This window comes from Stenotrophomonas thermophila (assembly GCF_001499715.1).
Lineage (GTDB): Bacteria > Pseudomonadota > Gammaproteobacteria > Xanthomonadales > Xanthomonadaceae > Stenotrophomonas > Stenotrophomonas hibiscicola.
In genome coordinates this window covers 16,058-32,824 of the sequence record NZ_CVIW01000004.1, presented here as the reverse complement: position 1 = coordinate 32,824, position 16,767 = coordinate 16,058, and the positions used below count along the sequence as shown (strand labels likewise).

The 16,767-nt window shown below is 64.7% G+C and carries 23 protein-coding genes and 2 tRNA genes; 8 read left to right on the top strand and 17 right to left on the bottom strand.

What is annotated here, in order from left to right:
* Positions 1-188: 188 nt before the first annotated feature.
* Positions 189-854 (top strand): HNH endonuclease, encoded by a 666-nt coding sequence (locus BN1263_RS03670; protein WP_019660544.1) that lies wholly within the window; start codon positions 189-191, stop codon positions 852-854.
* Positions 855-958: 104 nt separating this feature from the next.
* Positions 959-2,866 carry a 1-deoxy-D-xylulose-5-phosphate synthase gene (dxs, locus tag BN1263_RS03665; RefSeq protein ID WP_058979711.1) on the top strand — a complete coding sequence of 636 codons (1,908 nt, stop codon included), beginning with the start codon at positions 959-961 and terminating at the stop codon, positions 2,864-2,866.
* 188 nt (positions 2,867-3,054) lie between these two features.
* Here dxs and BN1263_RS03660 read toward each other — a convergent pair whose 3' ends face one another.
* From BN1263_RS03660 to BN1263_RS03650, 3 genes are all read right to left on the bottom strand, one after another.
* On the bottom strand, positions 3,055-3,258 hold the full coding sequence (locus BN1263_RS03660) for a hypothetical protein (RefSeq protein WP_005417823.1): 204 nt from the start codon (positions 3,256-3,258) through the stop codon (positions 3,055-3,057).
* A gap of 168 nt (positions 3,259-3,426) precedes the next feature.
* A complete protein-coding gene (locus tag BN1263_RS03655; protein WP_058979623.1) occupies positions 3,427-3,987 on the bottom strand; it encodes a DUF3011 domain-containing protein in 561 nt (186 codons plus the stop codon).
* A gap of 133 nt (positions 3,988-4,120) precedes the next feature.
* Positions 4,121-4,327, bottom strand: coding sequence for a hypothetical protein (locus BN1263_RS03650; RefSeq protein ID WP_058979621.1), 207 nt, complete (start codon positions 4,325-4,327; stop codon positions 4,121-4,123).
* Between the two features lie 401 nt (positions 4,328-4,728).
* Between BN1263_RS03650 and BN1263_RS03645 the strand changes: the two genes are divergently transcribed.
* The 3 genes from BN1263_RS03645 to BN1263_RS03635 all read left to right on the top strand — a co-directional run bounded on the left by BN1263_RS03645 (position 4,729) and on the right by BN1263_RS03635 (position 5,903).
* Entirely contained in the window at positions 4,729-5,013 is a 285-nt protein-coding gene (locus BN1263_RS03645) for a hypothetical protein (RefSeq protein WP_005410420.1), read from the top strand.
* A 12-nt stretch (positions 5,014-5,025) separates the two neighbouring features.
* Positions 5,026-5,259 (top strand): DUF1653 domain-containing protein, encoded by a 234-nt coding sequence (locus tag BN1263_RS03640; RefSeq protein ID WP_019660549.1) that lies wholly within the window; start codon positions 5,026-5,028, stop codon positions 5,257-5,259.
* A 311-nt stretch (positions 5,260-5,570) separates the two neighbouring features.
* The gene (locus BN1263_RS03635) at positions 5,571-5,903 is read left to right on the top strand and encodes an SMR family transporter (RefSeq protein WP_019660551.1); all 333 of its coding nucleotides are present in this window, start codon (positions 5,571-5,573) and stop codon (positions 5,901-5,903) included.
* A 22-nt stretch (positions 5,904-5,925) separates the two neighbouring features.
* Here BN1263_RS03635 and BN1263_RS19935 read toward each other — a convergent pair whose 3' ends face one another.
* From BN1263_RS19935 to BN1263_RS03615, 5 genes are all read right to left on the bottom strand, one after another.
* A complete protein-coding gene (locus BN1263_RS19935) occupies positions 5,926-6,099 on the bottom strand; it encodes a DUF1328 domain-containing protein (RefSeq protein ID WP_021202178.1) in 174 nt (57 codons plus the stop codon).
* Between the two features lie 94 nt (positions 6,100-6,193).
* A complete protein-coding gene (locus BN1263_RS03630; RefSeq protein WP_019660553.1) occupies positions 6,194-6,835 on the bottom strand; it encodes a LysE family translocator in 642 nt (213 codons plus the stop codon).
* A 98-nt stretch (positions 6,836-6,933) separates the two neighbouring features.
* A complete protein-coding gene (locus BN1263_RS03625) occupies positions 6,934-7,542 on the bottom strand; it encodes an ATP-dependent Clp protease proteolytic subunit (RefSeq protein WP_021202179.1) in 609 nt (202 codons plus the stop codon).
* A 37-nt stretch (positions 7,543-7,579) separates the two neighbouring features.
* On the bottom strand, positions 7,580-7,930 hold the full coding sequence (locus BN1263_RS03620) for an SRPBCC family protein (RefSeq protein ID WP_058979618.1): 351 nt from the start codon (positions 7,928-7,930) through the stop codon (positions 7,580-7,582).
* Complete coding sequence (locus BN1263_RS03615; RefSeq protein WP_021202181.1) at positions 7,930-8,241, bottom strand: ArsR/SmtB family transcription factor; 312 nt, start codon at positions 8,239-8,241, stop codon at positions 7,930-7,932. Before BN1263_RS03615 ends, BN1263_RS03620 begins: the two co-directional genes overlap by 1 nt.
* An 86-nt stretch (positions 8,242-8,327) precedes the next feature.
* Between BN1263_RS03615 and BN1263_RS03610 the strand changes: the two genes are divergently transcribed.
* Positions 8,328-9,020 (top strand): aspartate/glutamate racemase family protein, encoded by a 693-nt coding sequence (locus BN1263_RS03610; protein WP_026347077.1) that lies wholly within the window; start codon positions 8,328-8,330, stop codon positions 9,018-9,020.
* A 24-nt stretch (positions 9,021-9,044) separates the two neighbouring features.
* Here the strand turns inward: BN1263_RS03610 and BN1263_RS03605 are convergent, their stop codons facing one another.
* Positions 9,045-9,440, bottom strand: coding sequence for a hypothetical protein (locus BN1263_RS03605; RefSeq protein WP_019660558.1), 396 nt, complete (start codon positions 9,438-9,440; stop codon positions 9,045-9,047).
* A 243-nt stretch (positions 9,441-9,683) separates the two neighbouring features.
* Here BN1263_RS03605 and BN1263_RS03600 point away from each other — a divergent pair, with 243 nt between their 5' ends.
* A complete protein-coding gene (locus tag BN1263_RS03600) occupies positions 9,684-10,187 on the top strand; it encodes a DUF3011 domain-containing protein (RefSeq protein WP_058979616.1) in 504 nt (167 codons plus the stop codon).
* An 85-nt stretch (positions 10,188-10,272) separates the two neighbouring features.
* Positions 10,273-10,722, top strand: coding sequence for a GNAT family N-acetyltransferase (locus BN1263_RS03595; protein WP_021202183.1), 450 nt, complete (start codon positions 10,273-10,275; stop codon positions 10,720-10,722).
* Here the strand turns inward: BN1263_RS03595 and BN1263_RS03590 are convergent.
* The 8 genes from BN1263_RS03590 to pheT form a co-directional block, all read right to left on the bottom strand.
* Positions 10,701-11,042 carry a low molecular weight protein tyrosine phosphatase family protein gene (locus BN1263_RS03590; protein ID WP_058979614.1) on the bottom strand — a complete coding sequence of 114 codons (342 nt, stop codon included), beginning with the start codon at positions 11,040-11,042 and terminating at the stop codon, positions 10,701-10,703. The two genes, BN1263_RS03595 and BN1263_RS03590, sit on opposite strands and share 22 nt — an antisense overlap.
* The gene (locus BN1263_RS03585; protein ID WP_058979611.1) at positions 11,039-11,239 is read right to left on the bottom strand and encodes a hypothetical protein; all 201 of its coding nucleotides are present in this window, start codon (positions 11,237-11,239) and stop codon (positions 11,039-11,041) included. Before BN1263_RS03585 ends, BN1263_RS03590 begins: the two co-directional genes overlap by 4 nt.
* A gap of 118 nt (positions 11,240-11,357) precedes the next feature.
* Positions 11,358-11,427, bottom strand: a tRNA-OTHER gene (locus BN1263_RS20670).
* A gap of 229 nt (positions 11,428-11,656) precedes the next feature.
* On the bottom strand, positions 11,657-12,901 hold the full coding sequence (locus BN1263_RS19930; RefSeq protein WP_080398768.1) for a M35 family metallo-endopeptidase: 1,245 nt from the start codon (positions 12,899-12,901) through the stop codon (positions 11,657-11,659).
* Between the two features lie 604 nt (positions 12,902-13,505).
* Positions 13,506-13,582 (bottom strand) — tRNA-Pro (locus BN1263_RS03580).
* A 68-nt stretch (positions 13,583-13,650) separates the two neighbouring features.
* The gene (locus BN1263_RS03575; protein WP_005410431.1) at positions 13,651-14,007 is read right to left on the bottom strand and encodes a MerR family transcriptional regulator; all 357 of its coding nucleotides are present in this window, start codon (positions 14,005-14,007) and stop codon (positions 13,651-13,653) included.
* Complete coding sequence (locus tag BN1263_RS03570) at positions 13,988-14,287, bottom strand: integration host factor subunit alpha (RefSeq protein ID WP_005410432.1); 300 nt, start codon at positions 14,285-14,287, stop codon at positions 13,988-13,990. The genes BN1263_RS03575 and BN1263_RS03570 overlap by 20 nt, the downstream gene beginning before the upstream one ends.
* A 27-nt stretch (positions 14,288-14,314) precedes the next feature.
* Positions 14,315-16,696: a phenylalanine--tRNA ligase subunit beta gene (gene pheT, locus BN1263_RS03565; protein ID WP_058979609.1), complete on the bottom strand. Its 2,382-nt coding sequence runs from the start codon at positions 16,694-16,696 to the stop codon at positions 14,315-14,317.
* Positions 16,697-16,767 lie beyond the last annotated feature (71 nt).

The window sequence follows — 16,767 nt, the reverse complement described above, 5'->3', positions numbered from 1 at the left end:
GTAGATCCACGCCATGCGTGGATGGAAACCCCCGAAATCCCTCTGGAGAAGAGCCCCCTTTTGTTAAAGGGGGCGCGCCGACAGGCGCGGGGATTAGGAAGAATGCGCGGACCTGAATGTTGACGATTTGCGTATCGCCGACAGGCGATACCCAAATCGCAATGATTCAGGTATAAGCTGTTCTCCCGATGGAGACAGACACTACACGCTTGGGTCTGATCGAAGCCGGAGCTCCCCTTTCTGCTCCGGGCGCCGAAGCATCGCCCAACGCCACGACGCTGCATCGCCCCGGATCGGTCCGGCTGCTCTCGCTTGATGCCCACGGACGCGTACTGGACTGGATCACCTGGCAGGACGCAGCCTGCCTCTACGCCCGCGAAGCGGTTGCCTGGACGCTGGGCGATCCCTGCCTGCACATCCACGGCGGTACCAACCGCTTCAGCGGCCTGCAGAGCGGCATGGACCTGCACCCGATCATTGCCGCCCGCGGCCACGCCCGCTCCCGCGCGATCGATCCGACACCGAACCTGACCAACCCGGCCCTGTTCGCCCGCGACGCCCATCTGTGCATGTACTGCGGCCAGCAGTTCAACCGCCCCACGCTCACCCGCGACCACGTCGTGCCGCTGTCCAAGGGCGGCCTGGATTGCTGGGAAAACGTGGTTACCGCCTGCTTCCACTGCAATTCGCGCAAGAGCGACCGCACCCCGCAGCAGGCCGGCATGCCCCTGCTGGCAGTCCCCTACCGGCCCAGCTGGATCGAGCACCTGATCCTGTCCAATCGCAACATCCTGGCCGACCAGATGGCCTTCCTGAAGGCGCAATTGCCCAAGCGGTCGAAACTGAGCACCTGAACGCCCGAAAATGCAACCCTCACCGTCCTGTCACGGGCGGCGGCGTTTGCTTGCCCACCCCCGTTTGAGGGCGAAAATGGGCGTTCAGAAAAAGTGCGAACATGATGATCGACTCTGCCCGCTATCCCCGCCTCGCGCGCATCCAGACTCCGGATGACCTTCGCACGTTCGACGAATCCGAATTGAGGGCGGTCGCCGACGAACTGCGCGCCTACCTCATCGAATCGGTGGGCAAGAGCGGCGGCCACTTCGCCGCCGGCCTGGGCGTGATCGAACTCACCGTGGCCCTGCACTACCTCTACCAGACTCCGGTCGATCAGCTGGTCTGGGACGTGGGTCACCAGACCTACCCGCACAAGATCCTGACTGGCCGCCGCGACGAGATCCATACCGTCAAGCAGAAGGACGGCGTCGCGCCGTTCCCGAAGCGCGAGGAAAGCGAGTACGACACCTTCGGCGTCGGGCACTCCTCGACCTCGATCTCGGCGGCACTGGGCATGGCCATCGCCCGCCAGTCCGAAGGCGACGACCGCAAGATCGTGGCCGTGATCGGTGACGGCGCGATGACCGCCGGCATGGCGTTCGAAGCGCTGATGCATGCCGGCGGCATGGAGCCGGAACCGAACCTGCTGGTGATCCTCAACGACAACAACATGTCGATCTCCGAGGCGGTCGGCGGCCTGACCAAGATGCTCGGCCGTGCTACCGGCAGCCGCACGCTCAATGCGCTGCGCGAAGGCGGCAAGAAGATCCTCGGTGACAAGAAGAACAACCCGGCGCGCTTCGTGAAGCGCTGGGAAGAACACTGGAAGGGCATGTTCGTGCCGTCCACGATGTTCGAGGAAATGGGTTTCCACTACACCGGCCCGATCGACGGCCACGACATGCCCGCCCTGCTGTCCACGCTGAAGACGCTGCGCGCCTCCAAGGGCCCGAAGCTGCTGCACGTGATGACGACAAAGGGCAAGGGCTACGAGCCGGCTGAAGGCGATCAGATCGGCTACCACGCGGTGGGTCCGTTCGATCCGGACAAGGGCCTGGTGGCCAAGGCCGGTGCCAAGAAGCCGACCTACACCGATGTGTTCAGCGACTGGCTGTGCGATGCCGCCGCCGCCGAACCGCGCCTGTACGGCATCACCCCCGCGATGCGCGAAGGCTCCGGCCTGGTGCGTTTCAGCAAGGAATACCCGCAGCGCTACTTCGACGTGGCCATTGCCGAACAGCACGCGGTCACCCTCGCCGCCGGCATGGCGACCCAGGGGGGCAAGCCGGTGGTGGCGATCTACTCGACCTTCCTGCAGCGCGCGTACGACCAGTTGGTGCATGACGTGGCCATCCAGGACCTGGATGTGCTGTTCGCGATCGACCGCGCCGGCGTGGTCGGCCCGGACGGCGCGACCCATGCCGGCAACCTCGACCTGAGCTTCCTGCGTTGCGTGCCGAACATGGTGGTGATGGCCCCCTCCAACGAAGCAGAATGCCGGCAGATGCTCAGCACCGGCCTGCAGCACCCCGGCCCGGCAGCCGTGCGTTATCCGCGTGGCACCGGCACCGGCGTGGCTGCAGGCACCGACCTGTCCACCCTGCCGATCGGCAAGGGCGAGCTGCGCCTGCAGGGCAGCCGCATCGCCCTGCTGGCCTTCGGCAGCGCGGTGGCCGCCGCCGAGCAGGTCGGCCGCGAACTGGGCCTGAGCGTGGTCAACATGCGTTTCATCAAGCCGCTGGACCGCGAGCTGTTGCTGGCTGTGGCCGCCCAGCACGAGGGCCTGGTGACGATCGAAGACAACGTGGTGGCCGGTGGCGCCGGCTCCGGCGTCGGTGAGCTGCTCAACGCCGAAGGCGTGCTGCGCCCCATCCTGCACCTGGGCCTGCCCGACAGCTACCAGCACCACGCCAGCCGTGAAGACCTGCTGGCCGAAGCCGGTATCGATGCCGCGGGCATCCGCGCGGCGGTACTCAAGCGCTGGCCGCAGCTGGCCGCCGGCACTCCCCCGCTCAGCGCGGCAGGCTGAGGCCGATCACGACCCAGTGGATCCACGCATGGCGTGGATCTACTGCGGAACAGGGGGTCGATCCACGCCACGTGTGGAAGCAGATTCGAAGTAGAGCCACGCCATGCGTGGATGCAGATGCATAGTAGATCCACGCCATGCGTGGATAGCGGGCACCGGAAACAGGATCTGACCGGGAGCCCCAACCCTCAGCCGTAGCTGACCGCTTCCACGAAGGCGCCGCTGGCTTCCACCCGCACCGCAGCGCGCTGCCCGGTGTCGACGAAGTGGAGACGTGCAAGGGTCTCGGCGAAATCATAGGCTCTGGCACCGTCGCGGAACTCGATCGGTTCGGGCCGGTCCGGGTGCAGCACGCGCCATTGGCGTTGCTCGCATTGCAGGCGGATCAACATGCAGCTCACTCCTTGAGGCAGCGTATCGACGGTGGCGGGATGGGCGTGCCGGTTACGGCAGACTTCATCGCGACGGATCAGGGGCACGCAGGGGTGCCCTGATTCGCAGAAGATACGACGTTCAAAATGTGAGCTGTATCAGATTATTCTGATTTTCGAGGGGCGCGCTCAATTCACCTGGAACTGCGCCCGGCAGCCGTCGCTGACCCAGATGCCACGGCGGTCCCAGCCCCAGGTCTGGCCTTCGATGCAGGCACTGCGTGAATCCTGGCGGACCAGGCGCACGCCACGGCGGATGCGGGCATCGCAGTATTCCTGGCGGTGACCGTTGGAATGGCAGGTGATCACCTCGCCCCCGCCCCAGCCATTGCCACCATTGCCCCAGCCGTTGCCATGGCCACCACCCCAGCCACCGCCGCGGCGGTAGTCGCCGACGAACTCGGCACGGCAGCCCTGGGTGACCCAGACGCCGTAGCGCGATTGCCCCCAGGTCTCGCCTTCCACGCACGGCGAGCCGGACAACTGGCGGATCATCCGGGCACGGCCTTCCAGGCGGCATTCATTGCTGCGGTTCTTGATCGATTCGCAGCGTACGATGCCGCCGCCGTCGCGACCGCCATAGCGATCGTCGTCATAACCGTAGCCATAGCTCTGCGCCTGGGCGCCACCCGCCGCCAGCATCGGCAGCAGGGTGCAGGCCAGGGTGCGCCAGGTGAGTGCCTTGCCCATCGGAATCTCCACATGAATACGATGGCGCAAGCATCCGGGATTCGCGGCCCGGCGGACAGGGGGCGCCCCCAAGGCGGTTCTTTCCCCATTCAAACAGCTCAACCGTGGCTGACTGCACCTCGGCTGGGTGGTGTCAACGTCCGAAGTGGAGTGCGTCCACGAAATTGCCAAGCGCCTCGACCCGTACCGTGCTGCACTGGCCGGTGCGGCGGTGGTGCTCCTGGGCCCGCGCTGCGGCGACATCGAAGGCCTCGGCACCCCGTGCATAACGGGTTGCGTCATGCGCCTGCGGGTCCAGTACGGACCAGTGCCGGGCATTGCATTGAACGGTAATGACCATTGGAGACTCCTGCGGAATGGATCAAGCCGGCGACGGAAGGCCCTGAGCACCGGTACCCCATCAGGCTAGCGATCGCCTCCGGGATGGCCCATCAGATTTGTACGAAAATGCCGCGCCGCGCTGTCAGGGCGCCCCGCCATCACATCCCTGAGGCCGTTTAGTGAGTCCCCTTTCGTGACCCTTGTCACGGAGTTGGCGGAGCTTCACACTACCGTCACCAACAGGGGCCCCTTCCACATGCGCACCTTCTTCTCGCAGCAGCGTTGGACGTTGCTGAAGTTCTACTTCGTGGCCAGCTACCTCGTGCTGATCGAGGAACTGATCCGCGCCGCCATGCACTGAGCGCTTGCTGCAGGGCTATTTGCGGCAGACACTGTCGCTTTAGGCACGGAGCCCGCCCGATGAAAGCGCTTCTTCTGATTCCAGCCCTGCTGGTGCTGTCCGCCTGTGCCAACCAGCATCAGGCCGCTGCGCGTGCCGATACGGCGGCCACTTCGCCTGCCACGCCGAAGGTCGGTGGCGACCGCGATGCCCACGGTTGCATCGGTTCGGCCGGCTACCAGTGGTGCGAGCACAGCCAGCGTTGCGAACGTCCGTGGGAACTGGCGCAGGCACAGGGCCTGGCCAACACCGCCGAAGCCATCGATGCCTACTGCGCGAAGCCGGCCAGCCCGGCGCGCAAGTGAGTCGCGCCGCCCATGGCTGAGCTGAGTCCGCTACCCACCCTGGCCCCAGGCCGCTACCGCCACTTCAAGGGCGGCGAGTACGAAGTGCTCGACATCGTCCGCAGCAGTGAGACCCTGCAACCGATGGTGCTGTACCGCGCGCTGTATGGCGAAGGTGGCCTGTGGGTACGCCCGTACGCCATGTTCGTCGAGCAGGTGCCGGGCGAGCACGGACCGCAACCGCGTTTCGCCCGCATCGACGCATGATGGCTCCGCTGCCGACCTTGGCCGGCAGCGCGCGGCAACGCGGTGGGCCTGCGATACAGTCGTACCGTCCAGTCGGTTTCTTCCCGCCACGCCCGTATCCGCTCCTGTTCGCGCCGCAAGGCAGCGCTTGGCGTACCTGGAAGCGTGCGATGCTGGCCGTATTCCCTGGCGACGCCAACGGTGCGCGGCGCGCGGCGCGCTGCCAATGGCTGCTGGGCCACGGCCTACCCGCTCGACGCGCAGGAACGTGCCAGCGCATTGACCATGGCCGATCAGGCGCTGAAACTGAGCGCAATGAGCTGGAGCGGTCAATGAATTCCTATCTCTACCTTGCCGCTGCCATCGTGCTGGAAGTGATTGCCACATCACTGCTGAAGGCGTCCGACGGCATGAGCCGGCTGGCGCCGACACTGGGCGCACTGGTCGGCTATGGACTGTGCTTCTACCTGTTGTCGATGACCATGAAGTCGATCCCGACCGGCATCGCCTACGCGATCTGGTCCGGCGTCGGCATCGTGCTGATCTCGCTGATCGGGCTGGTGGTGTTCAAGCAGCGCCTGGATGCACCCGCGCTGATCGGCATCGGCCTGATCTGCGCCGGTGTACTCGTGATCAACCTGTTTTCGCGCAGCAGCGCGCACTGAGCACGCTGCTGCGCGATCAACGCTAGCTGACCTTCTTGGCCACGGTCATGCCGAGCAGGAACAGCACCACGGCGATGATGATGCCGGCCCAGAACAGGAACTTGGCGATGCCGACCGAGGCACCGGCGATGCCACCGAAGCCGAGCACGCCTGCGATCACACCGATGATGGCGAAGATGATGGCCCACTTGATCATGTCAAACCTTTCCCTGCGGGGACTGCGTACTGGATGATCAGGCTAGGCCGTCACCGATGCGGCAGTCGTGAACAGGCCGCGTGCGCGGCGTGAATCAGCGCGGACGAAAGCGCAGCAGCGCGACGGCAAACGCCAGGAACACGCTACCGACCAACCGCTCGAACCAGCGTCGCGCAAAGGGTTCGGCCAGCCAGCGGCGCAGGCCATGGCCACCGGCTGCATACATCACGTACCAGAACAGTTCGCAAGCGGCGAAGGTGGCCACCAGCACGCTGTACTGAAACGCCTGGCCACGTGACGGGTCAACGAACTGCGGCAGGAACGCCGCCGCGAACAGCAGCAGCTTGGGATTGCTCAGGCCCACCAGAAGGCCACCACGGAACACGGTCCAGGCACCAAGCGTCGGCATCATCGGCAGTGCGGCATCCACCGTCACCGTAGGCGCGGGACGGCAGCTGTCGCGCCATGCCTTCAGGCCCAGCCAGGCCAGGTAGGCCACGCCCAGATAGCGCAGCACTTCGAACAGCATCGGCGAGGAATGAAGCAATGCGCTCAGGCCAGCAGCGGACGCGGCCAGCACCAGCAGCATCGCCAGCAGGCAGCCGGCCATCGCCGGTACACTGCCGCGGAAGCCGAGTCCGACGCTGCGGCCGAGGATATGCAGCATGTTCGGCCCCGGCGTGCCACACAGAACGAACACCGTGGCGAGGAACCACCACCAGGTATGCAGGGCCATGGCGCACATCCACTTCAGAAGACCGTACCAGCATAGAGTGCGTCTGCAACGCGCGGCACATACAGCACAGCGTGGATGTGGTGGTTACAGAGGCAGGCTCAGGCCGCGTGCTCGTCGCGCCGTACCAGTACCTGGTCGATCAGGCCCCATTCGCATGCCTGCTCGGCACTCATGAAACGATCGCGGTCCAGGGTCTGCTCGACCTCCTCGACACTGCGTCCGCAATGCTGCGCATACAGCCGGGTGATGCGCTGCTTGGTGCGCTGCATTTCCTCGGCGTGGATGAAGATGTCCGAAGCCTGGCCCTGTACCCCGCCCAGCGGCTGGTGCACGTGCAGGCTGGCATTGGCCAACGCCGCGCGGTGACCCGGCTCGCCGGCCATCAGCAGGAACGACCCCATCGACCGCGCGGTGCCCATGCACAGCGTATGCACCGGAGCAGAGATGTATTGCATCGTGTCGTACATCGCCAAGCCGCTGGAAATGACTCCGCCTGGCGAGTTGATGTACAGATGGATCGGCTTCTCCGGGTTTTCCGATTCCAGGAACAGCAGCTGCGCGCAGACCAGCGCCGATACGGTGTCATCGACTTCGCCGTTGAGAAAGATGATGCGCTCGCGCAGCAGCCGCGAGTAGATGTCATAGGAACGCTCGCCGCGCTCGCTGCGTTCCACCACCATCGGTACCAGCTGCATCCTGTCCCGCATGTGCCTGCTCCCTATAGCGTTCGATCCAAGCGCTGGTTCAAGCCGCGCGCATCACCGTGCGATGCTCATCGTTGGAAGCCGGCGGGATCAGAGAACGCCGGTCAGTGAGCCGATGCACGATGGTCAGCACCGTCCCTCCACCCTCATCCGCGCGCAGCCGGAAACACACCAGACTGTGCAGATGTGGGGGCTGCGCATCGCGCAAGCGGAAGCCCAGCTCCCGTCCCTCCTCGCACAGGCAGGGCTGCGGGTCGGCAAGATCGGCTGCGGGCAACCAGCGCTCACGCAGCGCCGGGTCCAACAGTGCGCGCCAGACCCGTTCCGGTGGCGCTGGCAGCCACTGCTCCATCACCAACGCAGGAGCCACTTCGTTCAGAACGTCGTCCATCAATCCATCTCCTTCAGCAGATCCTGCAAGGCATCCATACGCGCGGGCCAGTAGGCCCGGTAGCGCTGCAGCCAGTTGCCGATGTGGGCCAGTCCGCGCGGATCGACCTCGTAGTAGACGAAGCGGCCTTGGCGCTGTTCGCTCACCAGCCCGGCATCGCGCAGCACCGCCAGGTGCTGGGACATCGCAGACTGGCTGATCGCCATGCCCTCGCGCAGCGCGCTGGCATGCTGCCCGCCCTCGGCCAGCTTTTCGAAGATGTGGCGGCGGGTGGGGTCGGCCAGCGCTTTGAAGAGGGCGTTCTCGATCATGACCAATACATTAGCAATCACTAATGTGTAGTTCAACTCCCGCATCGGCTGTGCTGCAATGACGGCTCCCCGGCATGGAGCTGTGCATGAAGACCCTTGGCCTGATCGGCGGCATGAGCTGGGAAAGCTCGGCGCAGTATTACCGGCTCATCAACGAGGACGTGCGGCAGCGCCTCGGTGGCGCACATTCGGCGCAGCTGCTGCTGTGGTCGGTGGACTTCGCCCCGATCAAGCAGCTGCAGCACGACGGCGACTGGGATGCACTGGGCGACCACATGGTTGAGGCCGCACGGCGCCTGCAGGCCGGTGGTGCCGAACTGCTGCTGGTCTGCACCAACACCATGCACCAACTGGCCGACCGCATCGAGGCGGCCTGCCCACTGCCACTGCTGCATATCGCCGACCCCACCGCCCAGGCCATCGTGCAGGCAGGGGCGCGAAAGGTGGGCCTGCTCGGCACCGCCTTCACCATGGAGCAGGACTTCTACCGCGGCCGGCTGCAGGATCGCTTCGGATTGGAGGTCCTGGTTCCCGAAGCCGATGATCGTCGCAGCGTGCACGACATCATCTACCAGGAACTGATCGCCGGCGTGGTCAGCGAACACTCACGACAGGTCTACGCCGGCGTGATCGAGAGACTGGTCGCGCGCGGCGCCGAGGCCATCATCCTCGGCTGTACCGAGATCATGCTGCTGGTACGGCCGGAGGACAGCACAGTGCCGCTGTTCGATACCACTGCACTGCATGCGCGGGCCGCCGTGGACGCGGCGCTGGCGTGAATCAATGCGCGCCGGAACGCGGAATCAGTCCGCGCCCTGCACTTCCAGCGCGGTGATCAGCCATTCGACCACCGCCTGGGAATCGCACAGGAAGAAGATGGCATCGCCGGAGCGCGCTTCGGTGAGCAGGCGATAGACCGTGATCGCCACCGCCGACTGGTTGGCGATGAACACTTCCGGGCTGCGCGGCCCTTCGCTGTGGCCGGCAACCGCGTGCAGCGCCTTGCGTGCGGCCACGGTCGCAACCGGGTCCGCGCTGCGGGTCAGTTCCGGCCCGCGCAGGCCCCAGGCAGTGAACACGTGCTTGCCCTTGAACGTGGTGTCCAGGACCCGCACCTCGGCGCCGCCTGCGTCGGCCGAGCGATGAATGACGGTACTGCTGATCAACGCAACCCCCTGTGGTCGTCGTGGTCCGCGCATCCTCCCGCACAGGCCGCCCGCACACCAGTGACGGCAGCCACAGGCTGCGCCGACAGGCGTGGAAGACATGTAAGAAGGTGTAAACCGATGCGATCGGATGTGCAGCGATGATACGGGATGTAAGCCTCTGCATGGGCCGGTGCGCACTACTAAATCCTTACTGAGCCACTTCCGGAACGATGCGTTCCGACGGCCCCGTGCTGGGTCATTCTTGCCGCCCGAATCCCCCGCTCGAGGCTCCCCATGACTCTTCGCCCGCTGCTGCCGATCACCGGTGCCGTCCTTGCCCTGCTGCTGGCCGCCACCGCCGTGGCCGCCCAGGACCACGACACTGATCACATTCCAGCGCTGCGCTGCGAATCCCAGTTCAACAAGACCGAGCAATGCCCCATTGAGGGCCCGATGCGCCTGGCCAGGCAACTGTCGGTCACCCGCTGCGTGGAGAACCAGAACTGGGGCCAGAGCCGCCGCACGTTATGGGTGACCGACGGCTGCCGCGCCGAGTTCGTCGCCGACGGATACGGGCGCTGGCCGGGACGTGGCCGTGATCGCGACAACGAGGGTGAACGCCTGGTCTGCGAGTCCTACGAGAACAAGGACAAGGAGTGCCGCATCCGCGTCCGCCACGAGGTGCGGCTGGTCAAGCAGAAATCGGTGACGACCTGCATCGAGGACCGCAACTGGGGCTGGGACCGTCGCGGCGTGTGGGTCAGCGACGGCTGCCGTGCCGAGTTCCGGGTGTATTGACTGCCTGCCACGCGCTGGCTGTGGCGCATGCGCGGACACGGCCGACGTGATCGATAGACTGGGCGCAACCAGCCCAGGAGCTTCGATGGTGCCGCCCGATCCTTCCTCGACGACGCTGCATATCCGCGAGGCAACGCCCGCCGACGTTCCCGCGTTGATCGCGCTCGACAGCGTTGCGGCCCACGATCCGCGGCGCGCACGGCAGATCAGCGACTGGCAGGCCAGCGGTGGCATGCACGTGGCCGAACGGTCCGGCCAGCTGGCCGGTTACCTGGTCATCCATCGTCACTTCTTCGGCGAAGCCTTCGCCGAGATGCTCATGGTGGCGCGCGAACAACGCAGACAGGACGCCGGCGCCGCCCTGCTGCGCCATGCCATCGCGCTGCAGGGGCAAGGCAAGCTGTTTACTTCGACGAATGCATCCAACACCAGCATGCAATGCCTGCTCGCCGCCTCGGGTTTCATCGAAAGTGGCATCGTGCATGGATTGGACGAAGGCGATCCGGAACTGATCTACTGCTTTGCCGGCAGCTGATCGAGATACACGGCCACCTTGGCGTCCAGCAGGTCCATCAACAGCGGATCCATGTAGCGATAGTCGTCGGGGATGTCCAGGCAATGCAGGCGCTTGTGTTCCAGCAGTCGCGCGTACGTGGCCTGCAGGCGATGCTGGTGCTTGGCCTCCATCGCGAAGATGACATCGGCCCAGCGGATATCCGCCGGGCCGATGGGGCATCGTGCGTGCGGGCTGGTACCGGCCGACAGCGCGTTGAAGCCGGGCCGCCGTCGCCACATGGCTTCGGCGGTCGGGCTGCGCAGCTGGTTGCGGCTGCAGACGAACAGCAGGTTGATCATTGCTGTTCCTGCATTTGGCGGGCGCTGAGGACCGGATAGGTGAAGCCCAGCTGGCGTGCGCGCGCGAGCTTGGCATCGCGCGTATACAGCAGCTTCCAGTTCTTCTCGGGCTTGTAGCTGTAGGCGGTCGTGGCGCGGTCGCCACCATGGTTGCGGGCCTGGCTGCGACGCCAGGCACGGTTTCTTGCAGATTCCATGATGTGTTCTCGTGAGTACCGGGTTCAGCAGCCGCGGTAGTACGAGTGGCGCGCAGCATACACCGCACGCACAAAAAAAACCCACGCATCGCTGCGCGGGCTTCTTGATTCATCACAGTGGTCGGGACGGCCGGATTCGAACCGACGACCCTCTGCCCCCAGGCATCATCACTGGTTGCCCCATCCCGTTGATCTATAAGGGTTTCAGGCCTGCACCGGGCCTCCCATAAGTGCCGATTGAGGCCCAATTCAATCAATTACTTCCGCGCTGATAGGGTTGCAGCCACCGGGACTAAACATGGCTCCGCATCTGCTGCGGCCCTGCCCTCATCTACGCCCTACGGGCGTCGCTCGGACGGAGCTTGGTCACCGGCGGCGGCTTGGCGGGCTCCAATGACCGCACCCTCCTGCCTCGGACTATTCCGGCGGAGAAAAACCGTGTGCTTGACCCAAAACGAAAAACTTGTACGCGTTCGGGAATCGAACAGCGCCTGGATGTGAGCTGGCCGCCAACTCTAGTGCGTACGAAAGAGATGAGACATTCTTGCCGGGGACCGGCGGATGCCGCAGCGCCATGCCCTTGTCGTCAGTAAAATGAGTGAACTCGTGGACCATCGTGCCAACCTTTGAGGGTTCACCAATGTGATTGGCGGGCAGCATAGATAGGGACCAAAATACAGGGCATGCGTGAATTACGTATGGAGCACCTGACTGCACATAAGCAATGGTGTCTGCCGGCACTTCGTCAGCATTGCACCGGCAGGAGAGGGACACCGGCGGCTTCGGGGTCACTCCGTCTCCCGAAATTCTCCAGATGATCGCCATCAAAGTGCTATCAACCAGCGCATCATCTTCGTTGACATCTTCACCGGCAACGACGTTGACGTCCGGGCCATGCTCCCCGAAGTAGCGCGTATAGTGAACTGAGGGGCTGAACCTCAGCCACAACTCAGTTTCAGATGTTGTATCGACCTCAGTCATCTGCTGGAGCTGGCTCAGCGCATTTCCTGCACCAATCGTTACCCCAGCCAATACACTCTGAAAAATTGCACTTTTTTTGGCCGAAGGCGGGGTGCCGGCCGGATCGACACATGCCACAGGTTCAAGAAACTCCCCCGCCCGGGCTTGCTTCATTGTTCTTCCAGTAACGGGTACAACAACCGTGCGGGGTGCGGGATACGCACTTTGCCACTTGCCTGATTGCCGCTTTATGGGCCCAGCTTCCGCATTCCTGCCGTCGGCGGTGCGATAGGAAATCGGGGCTCGCAAGCCAATGGTGTAACTCAGCCCTGGCGACAGACTATAGCCACTTGCAAGATTTATATCTAGGCTGAAACTGCCGCCAGGAGGTATGGACAAATAACTCGGAGTTTCGGAGAGCGTATCCCTCATTATCCCGAAGAACTGGACTTCGCGCCCATCCTGCTGTTTCACTATGAAGGGATCATCCAACAACATTTTGCGAGCATTGAGCGTCGGCAGAGAAGACTCAGCGACTACCGCAACCTGGTCACCGACATTCGAGAGCTTCAGCGCGATTGAAGTTTCTCCCAGGTCGCCCTTCAGCGGAACTATTTCGACTTGTAGCCGAGCGTCGGCCATCGCAACATTGCTGCTAAAAAGCGCGATGAACAGCATTGCCACTTTAATGGGTGATTTCATTCCGCCACCTGCCTTCTTCCATGATTCAAGATGCGTTTAACATACAGATCAGCATTTTCCAACCCGAACCTCAGCCATCGATCTGTAGGACTTCCCCGAACCGCAGATTAAATTTTCGAACCGCCATAAGAATCACGTTTTTGCAGGCACTGACCTCCAGGATCTTTTGCTACCGCGCCTACGCCACTGTGCCGAGCTCGGCCATCATCGCAAAGGCCATCGCCGGCGAGACCGTTGGACTTCAGTGAAGCGTCGAAGAACTACGCCTTTCGCCTGGCAATCGAGCGCATCAGCGGAGAGCCGCGAGTTCCAGGACGTCCGCGAGTCAATCAGCTTGGATCGGCATGCATCAGGTGTCACTCCAGGAGATCCGCAGGCTTGGCGGTGCTCTTCCACACAACCGTCGAGGTTGGTCGGAAGAACAAGTGCAGCACCTTCTCACACACAGCTCGCCGGCGATGACCGAGGTGTATCTGGAAGGCCACGAAAGGCCGTGGACCGAGATCAACACGGGCATCCTCGCCATTCGATAGGGTGGCGATAGGGTGCACAACGAAGAAGGGCCTGCACCGTATGGCGCAAGCCCTTGTTCTATCGCTGCTTTTGGTCGGGACGGCCGGATTCGAACCGACGACCCTCTGCCCCCCAGGCAGATGCGCTACCAGGCTGCGCTACGCCCCGACTGATGCTGCGATGTGCCCGCCAGTGCGGCGGGCCGTGAAGTATAGCGGATTACGATGGAAATGGGATCAGCGGCGCAACAACTGCAGCACTTCTTCCAGCTCCATGCGCACCTGCTTGATGATCTGGTTGCTCAGCGCCGATTCCTCGCGGGCATCGGGGCCGTCCAGACGCAGGCGTGCACCACCGATGGTGTAGCCCTGTTCGTACAGCAGGCTGCGGATCTGCCGCACCATCAGCACGTCGTGGCGCTGGTAGTAGCGGCGGTTGCCTCGGCGCTTGGCCGGCTCAAGGCTGGGAAACTCGGTTTCCCAGTAGCGCAGGACGTGCGGCTTGACGTCGCACAGCTCGCTGACTTCACCGATGGTGAAGTAGCGCTTGGCCGGAATCGGCGGTAGTTCGCGGTTACTGCCCGGATCCAGCATAAGCTTCCACCCTCTCCTTGAGCTTCTGGCCCGGACGGAAGGTGACCACCGTACGGGCGGAAATCGGAATTTCCTCGCCGGTCTTGGGGTTGCGACCCGGGCGCTGGTTCTTGCGCCGCAGATCGAAATTACCGAAGCCCGACAGCTTCACCTGACGTCCCTGTTCCAATGCTTCACGCAGCACATCGAAAAACGCGTCGACGAATTCCTTGGCTTCCCGCTTGTTCAGACCGACTTCGTCGAACAGCTTTTCCGCCATCTCCGCCTTGGTCAATGCCATTGCCTGCTACCCCCGAGTGCTGCCCGCTCAGCCGCGGATCCGGGCGTGGTGTTCACGCTCGATGGCAGTGACCGCCTCGGCCACCACCGCTTCCACGTCGCGGTCCGTCAGAGTGCGCGACTTGTCCTGCAAAATCAAGCCCATAGCGAGACTCTTGAATCCCGGCTCGACGCCCTGGCCGACATAGCGGTCGAACAGGTTCAGGTCGCGCAGCAACGGGCCGGCGGCCTGGCGGACGGTCGCCGCCAGATCGGCCCAGGCCACCTGTTCAGGCACCAGGAATGCCAGGTCGCGGCGTACCGCCGGGAAGCGCGACAGTTCGCCGGCACGCGGCAGGCGGCGCGCGGTCAGCGGTTCCAGGTCCAGTTCGAAGGCGTAGACGTCGGCTTCGATGTCCATCGCCCTGGCCAGGCGCGGGTGAACCTGGCCGATCCAGCCGATCGCCACGCCATCGCGCAACACCTCGGCCGAACGCGCCGGGTGGCCGTAGGCGCGGGTGGACGGACGGAACTCCAGCTGCGCACCACTGGCGGCCGCCAGCGATTCGAGGTCACCCTTCAGGTCATGGAAATCGACCTTGCGGGTCGGCAGGCCCCACTGCACCGCCTGCGCATCACCGCAGACCGCAGCGGCCACGCGCGGGGTTTCCAGCGGTGCCGGCTGGCCGTCTCCGGCCTGCTGGGCGAACACGCGGCCGAGCTCGAACAGGCGCACGCGGCCGAGCTGGCGAGCGGCATTGCGGCCTAGGGTGGCAACCAGGCCCGGCAGCAGCGACGGGCGCATCACCGCCAGTTCGGCCGACAGTGGGTTGGCCAGCGGCACCAGGCCGTCGCGAAGCTGCCACTGGGCCAGCAGTGCGTCGTCGACGAAGGCGAAATTGACGGTTTCCTGCAGGTCGCGGGCGATCAGCTGGCGGCGCACGCTCAGCGCGTCCAGCTGGGTCTCGCTCGGCATCGCCACGCGCGAGGCACCGCCCGGCAGCGTGGTCGGGATCTGCTCGTAACCGTGGATGCGGGCCAGTTCTTCGATCAGGTCCTCTTCGATGGCGATATCGAAGCGGCGGCTCGGCGCGGTGACCTGCCAGCCGTCGGCGGTGGCGGCCACGTCCATGCCCAGCGCACGCAGGATGCGCTCGACTTCGGCATCGTCAATGGTGATGCCAAGCACGCGGGTGATGCGCGTGCGGCGCAGCACGATCGTGGCCGGCTGCGGCAGATCGGCCTCGCGCACAGCTTCGGTGACCGGCGCCGGGGTACCGCCGGCCAGGTCCAGCACCAGGTGGGTGGCGTACTCGATCGCGGTACGCGGCAGTGCCGGATCGACACCGCGCTCGAAGCGGTGGCCGGCATCGGTGTGCAGGCCCAGCTTGCGGCCACGGCCCATGATCGCGGCCGGCGCGAAGTGCGCGGCCTCCAGGAACACGGCGGTGGTAGCGTCGGTGACACGGGTGTCGAAGCCGCCCATCAGGCCGGCCAGGCCGACCGCACGATCGGCGTCGGTGACCACCAGGAAGCTGTCGTCCAGCGCGGCATCGCGGCCGTCCAGCAGCTTCAGCGTCTCGCCCGCGCGCGAACGGCGCACGGCAATGCTGCCCTGCAGGGTGGCCAGGTCGTAGGCATGCATCGGCTGGCCCAGTTCCAGCATCACGTACTGGGTGATGTCGACCAGCAGCGAGACCGGACGCACGCCACTGCGGCGCAGGCGCTCGGCCATCCACAGTGGGGTCTTGGCGGCAGCGTTGACGCCCTCGATCACACGGCCCAGGTAACGCGGCGCTTCGGCGCCAGCGTCGAGCTGGATGGCCAGCTCACGGCTGCCGGCAGCCGGAATGGCGTCGGCGGCGAAATCCAGCACTTCACTGCGGGTAGCGGCGGCGACGTCGTAGGCAATGCCGCGCAGGCTGAAGCAGTCGGCGCGGTTCGGGGTCAGCTTGATTTCGATACTGGCGTCCGGCAGGCCCAGGTACTCGACCAGGGTCTGGCCGACCGGGGCGTCATCGGGCAGTTCCAGCAGTCCGGAGGCATCGTTGTCCAGGCCCAGCTCCTTGGCCGAGCACAGCATGCCGTTGGACTCTACGCCACGCAGCTTGGCCGGCTTGATCTTCAGCTCGCCGATCTGCGCACCGACCATCGCCAGTGGCGCGACCAGGCCCGCGCGGGCGTTCGGCGCACCGCAGACGATCTGCAGCAGCTCGCCCTGCCCGGCATCGACCTTGCACACCTGCAGGCGATCGGCTTCCGGGTGGCGCGAGGCCTCGACGATGCGTGCCACGACCACGTGATCGAGGCCTTCGCCCAGCGCGGTTACTTCTTCCACTTCCAGGCCGATGGCGGTCAGCACCGCGCTCAGCTCATCGCGCGAGGCGGAGGTCGGGACGTGGCTGCGCAGCCAGTTTTCGGAGAATTTCATGGTGTCACCCTGGTGGGAGGCGTGCCTCCCGTTGCGGTTTTTGTGGTCGCCCAGCGCATGCGCAAGGAGGC